Below are 15,772 nucleotides of genomic sequence, written 5' to 3'. Positions count from 1 at the left end.
TAAAACATAAAATAGTGATATTTTTTGTAATTAAAATATAAATTTGCTTAAATTGCTTTGTCTTAACTGGACAAACGAATCTGATGAAAGCAAAATTTATTACATTTTATGTGCTTATAATTGTCTCCTTTTCTGGCATCTGTCAAAAAAGCTACTGGACAATTAGTGGCAATATAGTACAAGAAAAAAAAACACCGGTTTCTTCTGCAAGCGTTTTTATAAATAATACTTCTATAGGAGCTTTTAGCGATGTTAATGGTAGTTTCAAATTAGACATTCCTAATAAATTTTCTCAGATTGAGTTGAGCATTTACGCAGTAGGATATAAAACTCTTAAAAGAAAAATCAATTATTCTCCTGAAATTCAAATCTTTAAATTTCAATTAGAAAACGCAGAGGCACTAAATGAAGCAGGGGTATCAACAATAGATGATAAAGATTGGAGCAAGAAGTGGAAGACTTTTGAGGACGCTATAGTGGGAGATTCGAAGTTTTCAAAAGAGTGCAAAATTATTAATCCTTCAGTAATAAATCTGAATTATAGCCATGACAAAAAGGTAATTGCTAATGCTAAAGGGCCTATTTTAATAAAAAATACAGCTTTAGGATATACAATATACTTCATGATGGATAAATTCGAGTCTGATGGAAAAAATGCTAATGTTTCAGGCCTAAAATTCTTTGAAAAAAATGTTCCTGATAGCGAGATTAATCGAATTAAATGGGAAAAGAATCGAAAGGATATTTTTAGCGATTCTTTCAGAAGTTTTTTAATGGCTCTTACGCTTAATAAATCAGATGTAAGCAATTTTGAAATTTTCAGAATTACAACCCTGAAAAATAAAACGAATACACAGACAACTGTCGCCAAAGAATTAAAGGACGGTACACTTGTATCAGTAAATGACTCAGAAATTTACTCCTTCGATAAAGATTCCGAAAGTTTTTTCCTGCACTCAGAATTGCCACTTTTAGTTTTTGTGAAAAAAAGATTTCAAGGAAAACCTCAATATACAGATTACCCTTTTCAATATTCCGAAATACTTTTACCAAAAGGCAATGCCGGATTTAATGAAAATGGGTTGTTGAATAAACCCAAAGACATTATTTTAAAAGGCTACTGGGGTTCTAACGGCTTCTCTAATTTATTACCAGAAGATTATAATACCGAAGGTTTAATAAAAGAAAAAAACGAAGAAACAGCCGTTAATAAAAATGATTAACAGTAGATTCCCATTTCTTATATGACCTAAGCATTCGCTTGTAAGAGTAGCTTAAAATTTAAGAAAACTATTCATTCATTTTCATACCATTTATCTTAATTCCAGTTTTGCTATATTTTCTACATGGTGAGTATGGGGGAACATATCTACTGGTTGCACTTCAACGATATTATATTTGGCACTTAACAACGATAAATCTCGTGCCTGTGTTGCCGGATTACAACTTACATAAACGATTCTCTTAGGAGCTACCTCTAAAATTGTTTGCGTTACAGGCTCGTCCATTCCGGCTCTCGGAGGGTCAGTAATAATTACATCAGGCTTCCCTTTACTGGTAATGAAATCCTGAGTCAGAAATTTGCGCATGTCTCCTGCAAAAAATTCGGTATTGGTAATACCATTGACCTGAGAATTTATTTTTGCATCGGCTACTGCATCTTCTACATATTCAATGCCTATTACTTTTCGGGCGTTTCGGGCTACGAAATTAGCAATTGTACCTGTACCCGTATATAAATCATATACTAATTCTTTGCCAGTTAAATCCGCATAAGTTCGTGTTAATTTATATAATTCATAAGCCTGTTCAGAATTAGTCTGATAGAATGATTTAGCACCGATTCTGAAGATCAAGTCTTCCATTCTTTCTTCAATAAAAGGCTTTCCATGATAAGTGTGTACTTCTAAATCATAAAAAGTATCATTTCTTTTCTGATTAAGTACATAGTTCAAGGAGGTTATTTCAGGAAAACTGGTTTGCAGATGATTCAAAACTCCTTCAATTGCCTCCTCGTTTTTCTGGGCAAATTGAATCATCACCATTAAATCTCCGGTTGAAGAAGTTCTGATCATGATATTTCTGAGAAAACCCTGATGAGCAATATGGTCATAATAAGAATACTGATGCTTGTTAGCATAATCTCTTAAGGCAAGCCTGATTTGATTAGAGGGGTCTTTCTGTAGATAGCATTTTTCGATAGGTAAAACCTTTTCAAAACGCTTTGGTACATGAAATCCTAAGGCGTTTTTATCTAAATCATCGCCTTTGTTGGCTTCTTCTCTGGTAAACCATCTGCTATTCGAAAAAGTATATTCTAATTTATTCCGATAGAATTGAACATTTTCTGAACCTAAAATCGGGTTTATGAGAGGAAGCTCTAATTTTCCTATCCGGTTCAACTGGTCGTTCACCTGTTGCCATTTCAAGTCTAATTGCTTTTCGTAGGGGATATGTTGCCATTTACACCCACCACAAACGCCAAAATGCTGGCAAAACGGCTCTATACGTAACGGAGAAGGCTCTAATAACTCTAAGACATTGGCCTCGGCATAATTCTTTTTTCGGTTATTTACCCATAGTTTCACCCTATCGCCAGGAGAAACGTTGCTACCCTCGATAAAAATTATTTGTCCATTGTGCCTTGCAAAACATTTTCCTTCTGCAGCAAAATTTTCTACTTCAATATTTTCAATAACAAATGTTTTGTTTTTGGCCATGTATGCAGTATTTGTTCTATTTAAATTTTCTGCAAAAATATTTAACTTATCAATAACTTCAAAATTCAACCTTTTGTAATTAAATTACGTCTTACTAATAGATTACCCTAATGTTTAAGATAAATACCTGATTGCCTATGAAAAAGTATCTTTACCTTATATTTTTTCTTGCTATTGCTCTCGAATCTGTTGCTTCTCATATTGTTGGTGGAGAGATTGAATTGACCAAAATAAAAAACCCTGCTCCCGGTACTACGCACGAGGTTACATTAAACTTGTATTTTGATGCCATAAATGGCCGCCCTGCGGCTGAAGATATTTCTATAACCTTAACTTTTATCCGTAAAAGAGATTTGGCAAGGGTGGGTGAAGCGGTCTGTCAGAGGGTATATCGCGATTTGATAAAATATATTGACCCTGCCTGTTCAAAAGGCGACCTTCAAACATTACTCATCAGATACCAGGCTACCTTGAATCTGCCTGAGGCTTCATTTTCTGACCCAGGTGGATATGCAATTGTGTGGGAAAGATGTTGCCGGAATGTGATTATTACTAATATCAGGAATCCAAGTTCAGTGGGAATGGTGTTTTACACCGAATTTCCTCCGCTTTCTATTGCCAATAATTCTCCTCACTTTAAAGATGTTGTTGCTGATTATCTGTGTATCAACCAGAATTTTGAAATGGATTTTAGTGCTACTGATGCAGACGGAGATAGTTTGACTTATGAGTTAATTACTCCATGGATTGGATACGCCACTATGGGTCAGCCTAACCCAATAAGTATTGGTAGAAGCAGTTATCCTGAAGCAACGTGGGTTGATGGGATTGGTTTAAACAATGTTATTCCCGGTACTGTGCCTTTAAGGATTGATAGAAACACTGGTGTTTTATATGCCAGACCTGATAAACTCGGCTTATTTGTGTTTTCTGTGATGGTAAATGAATATAGAGCAGGGGTGATGATTGGCAGGATAAAAAGAGATTTTCAGTTGAAAGTTGTCGATTGTAAAATAAATCTCCCTCCCCAGATTATGGTGAGAAATCAGGGTGTCAATGCCTTTATTCAAGAGGGAGAAATTATTAATTTAAAGAAGGGGGATAAAAAGTGTTTTGATATTTTATTTTTAGACCCGGACATTAGTCAGAAAGTGACAATTACTGCGAGAGGAGTAAACTTTGATACAAAAAAAATAAATATTCCTTCAATTTCTAATGTAGTTATTCAGAATGCAGATACCCTGAAAAATTCTTTTTGCCTCGATGAGTGTATCATTACCAAAAATAACCAGGCTGCAGAATTTATTCTTAATATCCAGGATAACGGTTGCCCTGTGCCGCAGGTCAAGAGTTATCGGATGAAGATTAATTTGGCTGATGCTGATAATACTCGGCCTGTTATTACGACTTCTCTGACCGAATCTCCTTCAGTGATGTATGGAGATACTTTAAAGTTTGAGGTATTTGGCAATGATATAGATCTAGATACGCTCTCCATGTCTGGTGCCGGGCGAAATTTTAATCTGGGGAGTCTCGGGTTTTCATTTCCTTCCAGTAAAGGAATCGGAAGTGTTCAATCAACTTTGCAATTTATTCCAAACTGTGAGGCTGTCAGGCAAAAACAGGTTGTGCTTGATTTTGTAGCAAGAGATTTGCGATGTGGTGTTAGTAATCAAACGGCTTATTCAGTTCCGGTTACCATTCAGTCTATACCCAATAATGCGCCTATAGTTTCAACTACTTTAACAGATAGTGTAGTAGAGGTAATTCTTTCACCTGACGGGAAAACAGAAGTGAAATTTGAGGTAGAAGCAGTAGATTCAGATAAAGAAATGATCACTTTGGGAGCTATTGCAGAAGGATTTGACCTTAAAACCGCTTCTATGACTTTTCAGGAAAAAGAGGGAATAAGTATGGTCAATAGCCTTTTTACTTGGGTACCAACCTGTTATTTATTAGCAGGAAAAGATTCTAAAGAATTTGTAGTCAAGTTTCTTACGCAAGATAAAGCCTGTGACCAGAAACAAGATACTGTTAGTGTAAAATTCTTGCTAAAAAACAATTTATCAGCGGAAAACCCTTTAAAGCCTTTTAATACGTTTACACCCAATGAGGACGGCATTAACGATTATTTCACTATTGGCTCAATTCCGGAAGATAATTGCAACAGGCAGTTTGTAAGATTTGAAATTTTTAACAGATATGGTAAATCAATTTTTGTTACGGCTGAAAAAGACTTCAGGTGGAGCGGAGACAAAGAACCTTCCGGCGATTATTTTTATGTTCTCTATTTTACTGATGAAGTTTATAAAGGAGTTATTCATCTGGTAAGATAAAAAGTTTTTTAGTGAATCAGTAATATATCGCTTTGCTTAAGGTAACAGAATTTCCCATCCCAAAGGACCTGATACCATATATCTTCTGAATTAATTACATTCAGCCGATGCCCTTCGCCAATACTTCCGACAATCTGTGAGCCTGCCGATGGATAATCTCTTAAATATACATGTTCATTTTTGATGATTACCGTACGGTAATTATTAGGCAGGTTAATTAGCACTATTAAAAAAATCAAATAAAGTAAAAATATTACTTTATGGTGTGTTGGGGTAAATTGATTGTTGATGCGCTTGATAATAAAAACTGCAAAGACATAAACCCCTACTAACAGAAAGCCTATCCAGATATAAATAGAGTATTGCCTGAAATAGTAAAGAAAATAATTTAAGTCATTCTTTTCGTAGCCCTTATATCCATTCTCGGTAGCGATAGTATATATTTTTTCAAAGACACGCTCGTCTGCAAATCTGAAAGAATACAAATTGAGATAGTATAGCTCCTTAACAAAGTCTCCTTTGTTCTCATAGATGTTGGCCAATTTGAGATAGATTTTCGGATTGAAATTACTCGATGAATTCAGTATTTTTTCATATAAGTCTGAAGCCTCGTCAAATTTTCGTTGTTTAAATAAAGAATCTGCAGATAAATACAATTTTCTTTGAGCTTGACTATCAGGTATTTGTATCAAAAAAATAGTTAGTAAAAAAAGTTTTTTCAGAAATTTCAGAAAGTATGTTTGCTTCATAATATCTAAAAGTGTAATTTTGCACCGCGATTCAGGAAAGGGGTTAAGGCTCTAAAGTAATAGAGAAAGCAAAATTAGCGAAAATTTATTTTTCTTTCATTTCTTCCTTCACTTATTCTGATTCAGCAACCAAAAGATTCCGTAGCTCAGCTGGTAGAGCAATACACTTTTAATGTATGGGTCCTGGGTTCGAGTCCCAGCGGGATCACAAAACGTATAAAAACCTTTAATCTTCCTTTAGAGTAGATAATAGAAAGAAGATTCCGTAGCTCAGCTGGTAGAGCAATACACTTTTAATGTATGGGTCCTGGGTTCGAGTCCCAGCGGGATCACTTCCAAAGACAAGTCATTGACTTGTCTTTTTTTTACCCAGAAATTTCTCATTACAGTTTAGATATTAAGGCAAATTAAGCGTGTCTTAAACGAATAAGTAATTATATATCCATCAAATATTTGGAATAATCTATAGCCTTCTGTAGTTTTGTATTTCCAAGAAAGGCGATGTGGTGGAATTGGTAGACACGCTACTTTGAGGGGGTAGTGGGCGTTAGCCTGTGCGAGTTCGAATCTCGCCATCGTCACAATTAAGATTTAAGTTTAAGTTGAACATTTGTTATTAGATACCTGTTTATCGATGATTTACAGGTATTTTTTTGTCCATAAGTAGTTATAAGCTTAATTTTATTAAGTGTTACTAAATTTTCCACGAATCTCCGATTAACTAAACAAAAATGTAATTTTTTTAAGCTAAGTCTAAGGAATGACCGAACTCAAGACTGAAAATAATAGGATAAAAGAAAGAAGATCCTATTTTACAAAGGTCTTACTATTCCTACTTCTGCTTTTCTTAAAAAAGTCTTTGAATAATGTGTTAAAATGTGATTTTTCTAAGTAGAGGCTGAATATTATAGTGTCCAATAGTTGAATATATTGGATAAAAGATAGAAGAGTTAATCCGAGTAGTAATAGATTATATACTGATTTGATAAATTATATTTTAACTCTTAAAAAGTACTCAAAAGTTTTTAACGCAGTAGCTTATATTTTTGTGATTTTCACTTTTTTTTGAAAATAAATTATTATCTTTGCAGTTGTTTTAAATATTTATTAAATCTAAGTTAACATCAAATGTATTTAACTACGGAGAAGAAGGAAGAAATCTTTGAAGGCAAAGGCTTCCAGAAAAAAGCAACTGATACCGGTTCAGCCGAATCTCAGATTGCATTATTTACTTATCGTATCTCTCACCTTACAGAGCATCTTAAAAGTCACAAACATGATTATTCTACCAGATCCGGTTTATTGAAACTGGTTGGTAAACGTCGTCGTTTGTTAGACTATTTGTATAAGAAAGATATTGCTCGTTACAGAGCGATTATTGCTGACTTAGGCATTCGTAAGTAATTTTATAGGATAATCAGAGAATGAAATTTCATTCTCTGATTGTCTTTTAAGCAGCTACTAAAAACAATTTATATTTTCAGAACTTTATTACCTAAAGTAATTGGAATATCCCCGCGGAATTCGGATAAAAAATTTCCACGTCGAAAGCGGAAACGTGGTTTATAATCAAATCAAAAATGTTTAATATTCACTCAAAGACCATCGAAATGCCCGATGGCAAAGTGATTAGCCTTGAAACCGGAAAATTAGCAAGACAAGCAGATGGCTCTGTTCTTCTAAGATCAGGAAATGCAATGCTTTTGGCTACTGTTGTTGCAGCCCAAGAACACAAAGAAGGTATTGATTTCCTACCACTTTCAGTTGACTATCAAGAAAAATTTGGTTCTGCTGGTAAAATCCCAGGAAGTTTTCAACGCCGTGAAGGACGTTTATCAGATAACGAAATACTTATCAGCCGTCTGATTGACCGTGCTTTGAGACCCATCTTTCCTGAAAATTATCATGCAGAAGTCCAGGTTAATGTTATTCTGATTTCTGCTGACCCAGAAGTTCAACCCGACTCTTTAGCAGCATTAGCTGCTGCTGCTGCTTTAGCAACTTCAGATATTCCGTTTAATGGGCCTATCTCAGAAGTGCGTGTAGCCAAAGTTGATGGGAAATATGTTGTCAATCCAACTTCCAGTGAAATAGTAAAAGCCAGCCTTGATTTAATAGTTGCAGGTACGGCTGATAATATTATTATGGTAGAAGGCGAGGCAGACCAATGTACAGAAGAAGAAATGATTGAGGCTTTGCGAGAAGCTCATGCAGCTATAAAGATTCAGGTAAATGCTCTGAAAGAATTTGAAGTAGAATTACAGAAAACAGAGAAAAGAGAGTATAACCACGAAGTACATGACGAAGAATTAAAGGAACGTATGTACAAAGAGTTATATGATAAAGTATATGCTGTATGTCAATTAGGTAGCAATCAAAAAGATGTAAGAAGACAAGGCTTCAAAGCAATTCTTGATGAATTTTTAGCTACTTTTTCTGAAGAAGAACTGGCAGAGAAAAAAGGTTTTGCCAAAACTTATTTTGGAGATATTCAGTATTATGCCTCGAGAAATCTGGTATTGGATGAACGCAAAAGACTTGATGGCCGTAAATTAGATGAGATTCGTCCTATACTTTGTGAGGTAGATTATTTACCTTCGGCGCATGGTGCAGCATTGTTTACGCGTGGTGAGACCCAATCATTGACAACTGCTACTTTAGGTACTAAGCTCGATGAAATGATTGTAGATCAGGTAATGACATCAGGTTATAGCAAATTCTTCTTGCACTACAATTTCCCAGGATTTTCTACCGGAGAGGTAAAACCTAACAGAGGTCCAGGAAGACGTGAGATTGGACATGGTAATTTGGCTCAACGTTCTTTAAAGAAAATTCTTCCTCCAGATTCGGAAAACCCATATACCATCCGTGTAGTTTCAGATATATTAGAATCAAATGGTTCTTCATCAATGGCTACAGTATGTGCCGGATGTTTAGCACTAATGGATGCCGGAGTTCCTATTAAAGCCCCTATCTCAGGAATTGCTATGGGACTAATTACTGATAATGAAACTGGTAAATGGGCTGTTCTTTCTGATATTTTAGGTGACGAAGACCACTTAGGTGATATGGACTTCAAAGTAACGGGAACAGAAGATGGGATTACGGCGTGCCAGATGGATATAAAAATTGGTGGATTATCATTTGAGGTGTTAGAGCAAGCGTTAATGCAGGCCAAGCAAGGACGTATCCATATTTTAGGTAAAATGAAAGAGGCAATTGAGGCCCCAAGACCAGATTTGAAGCCTCATACGCCAAGAGCTTTCACTATAGTAATTGAGAAAGAATTTATAGGTGCAGTTATAGGGCCTGGTGGTAAAATAGTTCAGGAGATTCAAAGAGAGTCTGGGGCTACTATCACTATAGAAGAGAAAGATGGCAAAGGTTATGTTTCTATATTCTCTTCTAATGGCGAGAGTATGGAGAAAGCGAAGAAGAGAGTATATGGTATTGTAGCTCAACCAGAAGTGGGAGCAGTTTATGATGCTAAAGTAAAATCAATTCAACCTTTTGGCGCTTTTGTTGAGTTTTTGCCGGGTAAAGAGGGTTTATTACATATTTCTGAAATTTCATGGGAACGCTTACCAAGCATGGACGGGGTTTTAGAAATTGGCGAAGAACTGCAAGTGAAACTGCTTGAAGTTGACCCTAAAACGGGCAAGTTCAGACTTTCAAGAAAAGTTCTTTTACCAAGACCCGCTAAACCATAATAGGGGTTTTCATGCAATGCTTATGAAATGAAAAATTATTTATATTAAAAGGGAGCCGAGTGGCCGAACCGTTAATAAAAATTAATTGTTCATTTAACAAGAAAACATTTGAATTTTTACGTTAATAAAGAAATTGGTTTTTGGTGTTTTATTGGCTACCTTTAAAATATTGATTAAAGTATCATAAAACTCTTTAACAAAACTGTTCACTAACTTAATATGCGCCAGCTAAAAATAAGTAAGCAAATTACCAATCGGGAGAGTCAATCTCTTGATAAATATTTACAAGAAATTGGAAAGGTTGATTTGCTAACACCAGATGAGGAAGTAATACTTGCTCAGAAAATCCGTGACGGAGACCAACTATCCTTAGAACGCTTAACCAAAGCCAACCTACGTTTTGTGGTTTCAGTTGCAAAGCAATACCAAAATCAAGGACTTTCGTTAGGTGACCTGATAAATGAAGGAAACCTTGGTTTGATTAAAGCTGCCCAAAGATTTGATGAAACCCGTGGTTTTAAATTTATCTCTTATGCAGTTTGGTGGATTCGCCAGTCTATCCTTCAGGCATTAGCCGAACAATCACGTATTGTACGTTTACCATTGAACCGTGTAGGTTCGCTTAATAAAATCTCTAAGACTTTTTCTGATCTGGAACAAAAATTTGAAAGAGAGCCATCACCGGAAGAGTTGGCAGAAGTGTTGGAGATTACTGCTGCAGAAGTAATTGATACGCTGAAAATTTCTGGTCGTCACGTATCTGTTGATGCTCCTTTTGTTCAGGGTGAAGAAAATAGCTTGTTAGATGTCTTAGAAAATGATAGTGAAGAAAAACCTGATCAGGGCTTAATTAATGACTCTCTTCGCAGAGAAGTTATGCGGGCATTGTCAACACTTACGCAGCGTGAAGCAGAAGTAATTACCTATTACTTCGGATTGAACGGTGAGCAAGCAATGACACTGGAAGAAATAGGTGAGAAGTTTAATCTTACCCGTGAACGTGTCCGCCAGATTAAGGAAAAAGCAATTCGTCGTTTACGTCAGACTTCAAGAAGTAAAGCTTTGAAAGCATACTTAGGATAAGATATTAAATACAATTAAGACTAATATTAAAAGGTACGGTTCTCGTGCCTTTTTTTGTAATCTCCCATGGCTCTTTTACAACCAATACATAATATTGCTGAACTATGCGCACAGAAAAATGTTAAGACTGCGATTCTTTGCCCTGGTTCAAGAAGTGCAGCATTGACAATTTCAATGGTGCGCCATCCTGACATAAAAACTTACAGCATAAGTGATGAACGTTCGGCTGCGTTTATAGGTTTAGGTATGGCTCAGATTACCAATGAAACAGTTGCCATTGTTTGCACTTCAGGAACAGCAGCCTATAATCTGGCACCTGCAGTAGCTGAGGCATTTTTTCAAGAAATTCCACTATTGATTCTAACAGCGGACCGACCCCCTGAATGGATTCATCAGTATGATGGGCAAACTATTTATCAGGAAAATATTTTTGGCAGAAATATTAAGAAGAGTTTCCATTTACCCGCTGATTATACCCATCAGGACTCTGTTTGGCAAATTGAGCGAGTACTCAATGAGGCGATTAATCTTACACAGTCTTTTCCCCAAGGCCCAGTGCATATTAATATCCCTATACGTGAGCCATTCTACCCAATAGAACATGAAGTTGTAAAATTTGATAAGCATGTAAGGATTATTGAGAATGTTTCAATCTCCAAAAAATTGTCGAAAGAATTCTTTGAAAAGTTTTATGAGACCTGGAAAAGCTGTGATAAAAAACTCATTATTGTTGGCCAGCAACAGAATACTCAACTCTCTGATGTCTTAAATAATATCTCTGATGAATTTGGTATTCCGGTTTTGAGTGATATTATTTCTAACGTGATGTTTGAGAATGTTATTTCTTCACATGATGTTTTCTTGTCTTCTAAGAATGAATCATTTTTACAATCACTTCGTCCGGATTTAATAATTACTTGTGGCAAGTCTATTATTTCAAAAAATTTAAAACAGTTTATTCGAAAGTACAAGCCAAAGTATCATTTCCATATTCAGGAAAATGTTGAACTGATTGATCCATTCCAGACGTTGACCCACAAACTTGAAGTTTCGAGTGAATATTTCTTTGAAACTTTGTTTGGTGATTTAGACATGATGAAATTGAAGGAAGGAGATTTTGATGAGGAAAATAGTGACTATTTTAGCCTATGGCAGACAGCAAATCAAAAATCTGAGTTGAAATTGTCTAATTTTTTATTAGATTCATTATATTCAGAGTTTAAAATAGTAAAAAATGTAGCGAACAAACTGCCTGAGAATTCGATATTTCACCTTGGGAATAGTATGCCAGTCAGATATGCAAATCTCATTGGATTGTCAGTTAACAAAAATATTGAAATTTTTGCTAATAGAGGAACGAGTGGGATTGATGGCATACTTAGTTCGGCAGTAGGTAATGCGTTGTCAACTAATAAATTAGTTATATGCCTAATCGGTGATGTATCATTCTTTTATGATAGAAATGGATTATGGAATAGTTATCTTCCAGGAAATTTAAGAGTAATTCTATTAAACAATAGGGGAGGGAACATTTTTAGAATAATTGATGGCCCGAACAGACAAACTGAGTTGGAAGAGTATTTTGTTACAAATCAACAATTTTTTGCTAAACGAACTTGTGAAGATGCCGGAGTTTTATATTTATATGCATCAACTGATGATGAGTTAGAAAAAACGCTTGAAACATTTTATGAAATGAGTACTCAATCCAAACTTTTAGAAGTAATAGTTGATGGAGAGATAAGTGCTGAAGTTTTTCGTAAGTATAAAAAATTATTTACAGACTTCAGTTAGTTTGTTAATAGATTTATGTTCTTTCAATAGGGAACCTACCTTCCAATAATCACAAGCTTTTACTTTATCGCCTAAAGCAAAACTTGCTTCTCCAAGATAATAATTTAGAAGCTCCACATCAGGGTCAATCTTATCTGCTTGTTTTAAATAAACAATGGCTTGTTGGGGATTATGGTTCAAAAACTCATAAATCCCCAAATTCCTGATTGCCCAGGCATTTTCTTGATTACTTTCTAAAACTTTTTCAATTAACTTTTTCCCGTCAGTTAAATTTCCGGTGTTCAGTAAAAAGAAACCTTTATTGTTTTCGTAAAGCGGATTTTTATTTAATTCAATAGCTTTATTGACTAACTCGATAGCTTTATTGAAATTATCTTCTTGCGAATAAACCAGACTCAGATTATTTAAAGCAAAATCCTGTTTTGGATTTATTTTTATGGCTTTCTCAAAATTTGCCTTTGCACTACTCACATCTTTTTCTTGATATTGTATAAAACCAAGATTAGTCAGTGCTTTGTCATTTTGTGAGTTTAGTGATAATGCTTTTTGTAAAACTTGTTTTGCTTCAGAAAAATTATTCTTTTGAATGTAAATATTACTTAGCGTAACAAAGTAAAAAGAAGAATCCTGATATTTTCTTTCAATTGCTTTTAATAAAATTAACGACTCATCTAATCTATCAGTGTTTGAAAGGGCTTCAGCCAGATTGTACTTTGCTAAGATAAAATTATTGTCTAAAGATACTGCTTTTTCAAAATCTAATACTGCTCCGGCTAAATCTTGATTAGCCAGTTTTGAAGAACCACGATTATTATAGGCATCTGCAAATGTCGGAGTTTTATCAATAGCTTCTGAAAAATACTTTATAGCCTTCTCATAATCACCATTTTTATACGCTACATTTCCCTGAATAAAAAACAATTCTGAGTCCTTCTCTTTTCTTGAACAGGAAAATAAGAAAATAATAGTACTAAATGTAATTGATTTAATGAAAGTTTTAAAAGTATTATAAGTATAATTCATTCTATTTGTGTCAAAAGTTCTATTTATATTTTAACATTTGCTTTCTGATTCGATAAATCTTATGTAAAATTGTGTCAGAAAATACAAACTTCATAAACAACAATGAAATTTATAAAAGAAATCCCCAATAATTATTGTAAAGCATCTTTGTATGCCTGGAACAATAAATTTATCATAAAATTTGAAGCAGGTATGTTTGAGCAAACCTATAAAGTAAATGAATACGATGTTTCTGGAGAAGATGAAATTGAAGAAATGCTCGGTGATTCGTTTATGGAAAAAGTAATCAAGCGTTTCAAAGATATGTCGGAAGACTTTGATTTAATTTTAGATTCGGTAGATTAATAATTAAAGTGGCGCAATATGGTTGTTGCGCCACTTCTTTAATTGTACTTTTTTAATGTTTTGCATGCTTACTTTATGAATAACCATTTTTTATAAAGTTCTTCTTGTTCCGCCGATATATTTTCAACTCTTTCAAGTTTGATTCTTGCTGAAGGATTTGGCATCAATTTTAAGTCATAAGTAAATTCTCTGCCAAATCTTTTGACCTTAACTTTAATGGTTTCTCCAATCTGTTTTCCGGAAATATAGCTGCTTCCAACCGGATACTTAATTCCATCTATTTCTAAAATTTCGTCGTTTACATTCAACCCTCCTGCATAGGCAGAAGTACCTTTTAAAACGGTTGTTATCTTATTATTCACTATATTGGCGCCTAAAAATGGTGTTTTGGTATCATATTCTTTTACTAATTTTACACCTACATAATTGAAATAGGTGTCATAATCGATAGCATCTGTATTCCATACATATTTCTGAAAGAAACTTTCCAGGCTTTTCCCTGCTACTTTTTCGCAAGCTGCCTGAAACTCATCATCTTTATATCCACGTCCTTGTTTTTTGTAGTATTCCGCCCATAAATATTTAAAAACATCGTCTAAAGACTTTTTACCTTTTGTTTCTCCTATGATGTAAAGGTTTAACAGACTACCTATTACTCCACCTTTATTATAGTAAGATATTGTACTATTTTGAGAATTTTCATTTGGGCGGTAATATTTAATCCAGGCATCCCAACTTGCTTCAGCTACTGATTGAACCTTCTGACCAGGTTGGTTTTCAATACCGCTGATTGATGCGGCAACCTTGCTTTTATATTCTTCGGGGGTAAGAATTCCTGCTCTCAGAAGGATATTCTCCTGATAAAATGAGGTAAAACCTTCAGCAACCCAAAGCATATGGGTGTAGTTCTCATTATCGTAATCGAATGGACCCAGAGCTATCGGTCTTATACGCTTAACATTCCATAGATGAAAATATTCATGCGCAATCAGACCCATAAAACCTTTAAATCCTGTATCAGACGTATACGCAAATGGTGAGGTCTGACAGGTTGTGGAATTAAGATGTTCAAGGCCTCCGCCTATACCAGGTAAATGATGGATAATAAACGTATAGTCTTTGCAGGGGTGTTCTCCTACAACAGTTGAGGCAGCCTGGGTAACTTTTTTATAAGCATCAATAACTTTCTCTTCGTTATACTCCAAAGGCCCATTACTGTACATAGCCACTGAATGAGGAATATTCTGAATCTCAAAATTTAAAACTTTGTGGGTGCCAATCTCAATAGGGCTATCAACAATCATATCATAATCTGGTGCATAAAAAGTGTTTTCTGCATTGACCACTTTTTTTAATCCAGTAGAAATAGAGTTCCAATCTTTATAAGGATTAATTGTAATTTTTGATGGAAATTTTGCCAACTGTGGAACATACATAAACATACTTGCCCCATTCAGATACCCATGTGAATCATCTAAATAACTTGTTCTAACACTTAGTTCATACGCATACACCTTATAGCTGATTTTAATTTCATCTGCACCAGCGGAGTAAACTCGCCAGGTATTTTTATTAATTTTATCAGCTTTCACTTTTTTTGCCCCCGCATTTGCTTCAAATCCTTCTACGTTTTTGGCATACTCTCTCACCAGATAGGAACCGGGTGTCCAGACAGGCATTTTAAAATCCACATACTCCTTTCTAGTAAGTTCTTTTGTTTTCTGAATATTACTCAAAGTCATGGTTACTTCAAAGTAATGAGTCCAGGGCTCATTCATTGAAAGTGAATAATTAATAGTGGTAGACTGTGCTTTTAAAATAGAAAATGACAGGAATAAAAATAGAAAAAAGCAGAGAAACGTTTTTTTTATCATTTTGTTTGGGGATTAATGGATTTGTTGATGTATTAAGACAATTTTTTTTTCAGATAGACGTTTTTTGCTTGAAATTACTCCAATTTTTCTTCTTTACCAAAAATGGCATTCTGTTTGATTTAAACTTTTATCTTTTAG

General features: G+C 34.7%; 11 protein-coding genes and 3 tRNA genes. 10 read left to right on the top strand and 4 right to left on the bottom strand.

What is annotated here, in order from left to right; translation table 11 throughout:
- Positions 1-83: 83 nt before the first annotated feature.
- Positions 84-1,223, top strand: coding sequence for a carboxypeptidase-like regulatory domain-containing protein (locus EWM59_RS02835; protein ID WP_130019432.1), 1,140 nt, complete (start codon positions 84-86; stop codon positions 1,221-1,223).
- A gap of 90 nt (positions 1,224-1,313) precedes the next feature.
- Here EWM59_RS02835 and rlmD read toward each other — a convergent pair whose 3' ends face one another.
- Positions 1,314-2,720, bottom strand: a complete 1,407-nt coding sequence (gene rlmD / locus EWM59_RS02830) for a 23S rRNA (uracil(1939)-C(5))-methyltransferase RlmD (RefSeq protein WP_130019431.1) — start codon at positions 2,718-2,720, stop codon at positions 1,314-1,316.
- A 137-nt stretch (positions 2,721-2,857) separates the two neighbouring features.
- Between rlmD and EWM59_RS02825 the strand changes: the two genes are divergently transcribed.
- Complete coding sequence (locus EWM59_RS02825; RefSeq protein WP_130019430.1) at positions 2,858-5,056, top strand: T9SS type B sorting domain-containing protein; 2,199 nt, start codon at positions 2,858-2,860, stop codon at positions 5,054-5,056.
- 8 nt (positions 5,057-5,064) lie between these two features.
- Here the strand turns inward: EWM59_RS02825 and EWM59_RS02820 are convergent, their stop codons facing one another.
- Complete coding sequence (locus tag EWM59_RS02820) at positions 5,065-5,805, bottom strand: SH3 domain-containing protein (RefSeq protein ID WP_130019429.1); 741 nt, start codon at positions 5,803-5,805, stop codon at positions 5,065-5,067.
- A gap of 135 nt (positions 5,806-5,940) precedes the next feature.
- Between EWM59_RS02820 and EWM59_RS02815 the strand changes: the two genes are divergently transcribed.
- From EWM59_RS02815 to menD, 7 genes are all read left to right on the top strand, one after another.
- Positions 5,941-6,013, top strand: a tRNA-Lys gene (locus tag EWM59_RS02815).
- Positions 6,014-6,064: 51 nt separating this feature from the next.
- A tRNA-Lys gene (locus tag EWM59_RS02810) sits at positions 6,065-6,137 on the top strand.
- Positions 6,138-6,302: 165 nt separating this feature from the next.
- Positions 6,303-6,386: transfer RNA gene (locus tag EWM59_RS02805), tRNA-Leu, on the top strand.
- A gap of 547 nt (positions 6,387-6,933) precedes the next feature.
- The gene (gene rpsO / locus EWM59_RS02800; RefSeq protein ID WP_130019428.1) at positions 6,934-7,209 is read left to right on the top strand and encodes a 30S ribosomal protein S15; all 276 of its coding nucleotides are present in this window, start codon (positions 6,934-6,936) and stop codon (positions 7,207-7,209) included.
- Positions 7,210-7,385: 176 nt separating this feature from the next.
- The gene (gene pnp, locus EWM59_RS02795; RefSeq protein WP_130019427.1) at positions 7,386-9,515 is read left to right on the top strand and encodes a polyribonucleotide nucleotidyltransferase; all 2,130 of its coding nucleotides are present in this window, start codon (positions 7,386-7,388) and stop codon (positions 9,513-9,515) included.
- Positions 9,516-9,734: 219 nt separating this feature from the next.
- Complete coding sequence (locus EWM59_RS02790) at positions 9,735-10,598, top strand: sigma-70 family RNA polymerase sigma factor (RefSeq protein ID WP_101725972.1); 864 nt, start codon at positions 9,735-9,737, stop codon at positions 10,596-10,598.
- 66 nt (positions 10,599-10,664) lie between these two features.
- Positions 10,665-12,392 (top strand): 2-succinyl-5-enolpyruvyl-6-hydroxy-3-cyclohexene-1-carboxylic-acid synthase, encoded by a 1,728-nt coding sequence (gene menD, locus EWM59_RS02785; RefSeq protein WP_130019426.1) that lies wholly within the window; start codon positions 10,665-10,667, stop codon positions 12,390-12,392.
- Here the strand turns inward: menD and EWM59_RS02780 are convergent.
- Complete coding sequence (locus tag EWM59_RS02780; RefSeq protein WP_130019425.1) at positions 12,372-13,415, bottom strand: tetratricopeptide repeat protein; 1,044 nt, start codon at positions 13,413-13,415, stop codon at positions 12,372-12,374. The genes menD and EWM59_RS02780 overlap by 21 nt on opposite strands.
- A 102-nt stretch (positions 13,416-13,517) precedes the next feature.
- Here EWM59_RS02780 and EWM59_RS02775 point away from each other — a divergent pair, with 102 nt between their 5' ends.
- On the top strand, positions 13,518-13,760 hold the full coding sequence (locus EWM59_RS02775; protein WP_130019424.1) for a hypothetical protein: 243 nt from the start codon (positions 13,518-13,520) through the stop codon (positions 13,758-13,760).
- Between the two features lie 68 nt (positions 13,761-13,828).
- Here the strand turns inward: EWM59_RS02775 and EWM59_RS02770 are convergent, their stop codons facing one another.
- Entirely contained in the window at positions 13,829-15,634 is a 1,806-nt protein-coding gene (locus EWM59_RS02770; protein ID WP_262709106.1) for a M61 family metallopeptidase, read from the bottom strand.
- Positions 15,635-15,772: the final 138 nt, after the last annotated feature.

The organism is Emticicia agri, from assembly GCF_004168285.1.
In the GTDB taxonomy this organism is placed as follows: Bacteria; Bacteroidota; Bacteroidia; order Cytophagales; family Spirosomataceae; genus Emticicia; species Emticicia agri.
This window is presented reverse-complemented; position numbering and strand designations above follow the sequence as displayed.

What these genes read in the sequence shown, in the direction of transcription:
- pnp (WP_130019427.1), top strand. Translation starts at nt 7,386, where the DNA reads ATGTTTAATATTCACTCAAAGACCATCGAAATGCCCGATGGCAAAGTG.
- menD (WP_130019426.1), top strand. Translation starts at nt 10,665, where the DNA reads ATGGCTCTTTTACAACCAATACATAATATTGCTGAACTATGCGCACAG.
- EWM59_RS02835 (WP_130019432.1), top strand. Translation starts at nt 84, where the DNA reads ATGAAAGCAAAATTTATTACATTTTATGTGCTTATAATTGTCTCCTTT.
- rpsO (WP_130019428.1), top strand. Translation starts at nt 6,934, where the DNA reads ATGTATTTAACTACGGAGAAGAAGGAAGAAATCTTTGAAGGCAAAGGC.
- rlmD (WP_130019431.1), bottom strand. Translation starts at nt 2,720, where the DNA reads ATGGCCAAAAACAAAACATTTGTTATTGAAAATATTGAAGTAGAAAAT.
- EWM59_RS02790 (WP_101725972.1), top strand. Translation starts at nt 9,735, where the DNA reads ATGCGCCAGCTAAAAATAAGTAAGCAAATTACCAATCGGGAGAGTCAA.
- EWM59_RS02825 (WP_130019430.1), top strand. Translation starts at nt 2,858, where the DNA reads ATGAAAAAGTATCTTTACCTTATATTTTTTCTTGCTATTGCTCTCGAA.
- EWM59_RS02820 (WP_130019429.1), bottom strand. Translation starts at nt 5,805, where the DNA reads ATGAAGCAAACATACTTTCTGAAATTTCTGAAAAAACTTTTTTTACTA.
- EWM59_RS02775 (WP_130019424.1), top strand. Translation starts at nt 13,518, where the DNA reads ATGAAATTTATAAAAGAAATCCCCAATAATTATTGTAAAGCATCTTTG.
- EWM59_RS02770 (WP_262709106.1), bottom strand. Translation starts at nt 15,634, where the DNA reads ATGATAAAAAAAACGTTTCTCTGCTTTTTTCTATTTTTATTCCTGTCA.
- EWM59_RS02780 (WP_130019425.1), bottom strand. Translation starts at nt 13,415, where the DNA reads ATGAATTATACTTATAATACTTTTAAAACTTTCATTAAATCAATTACA.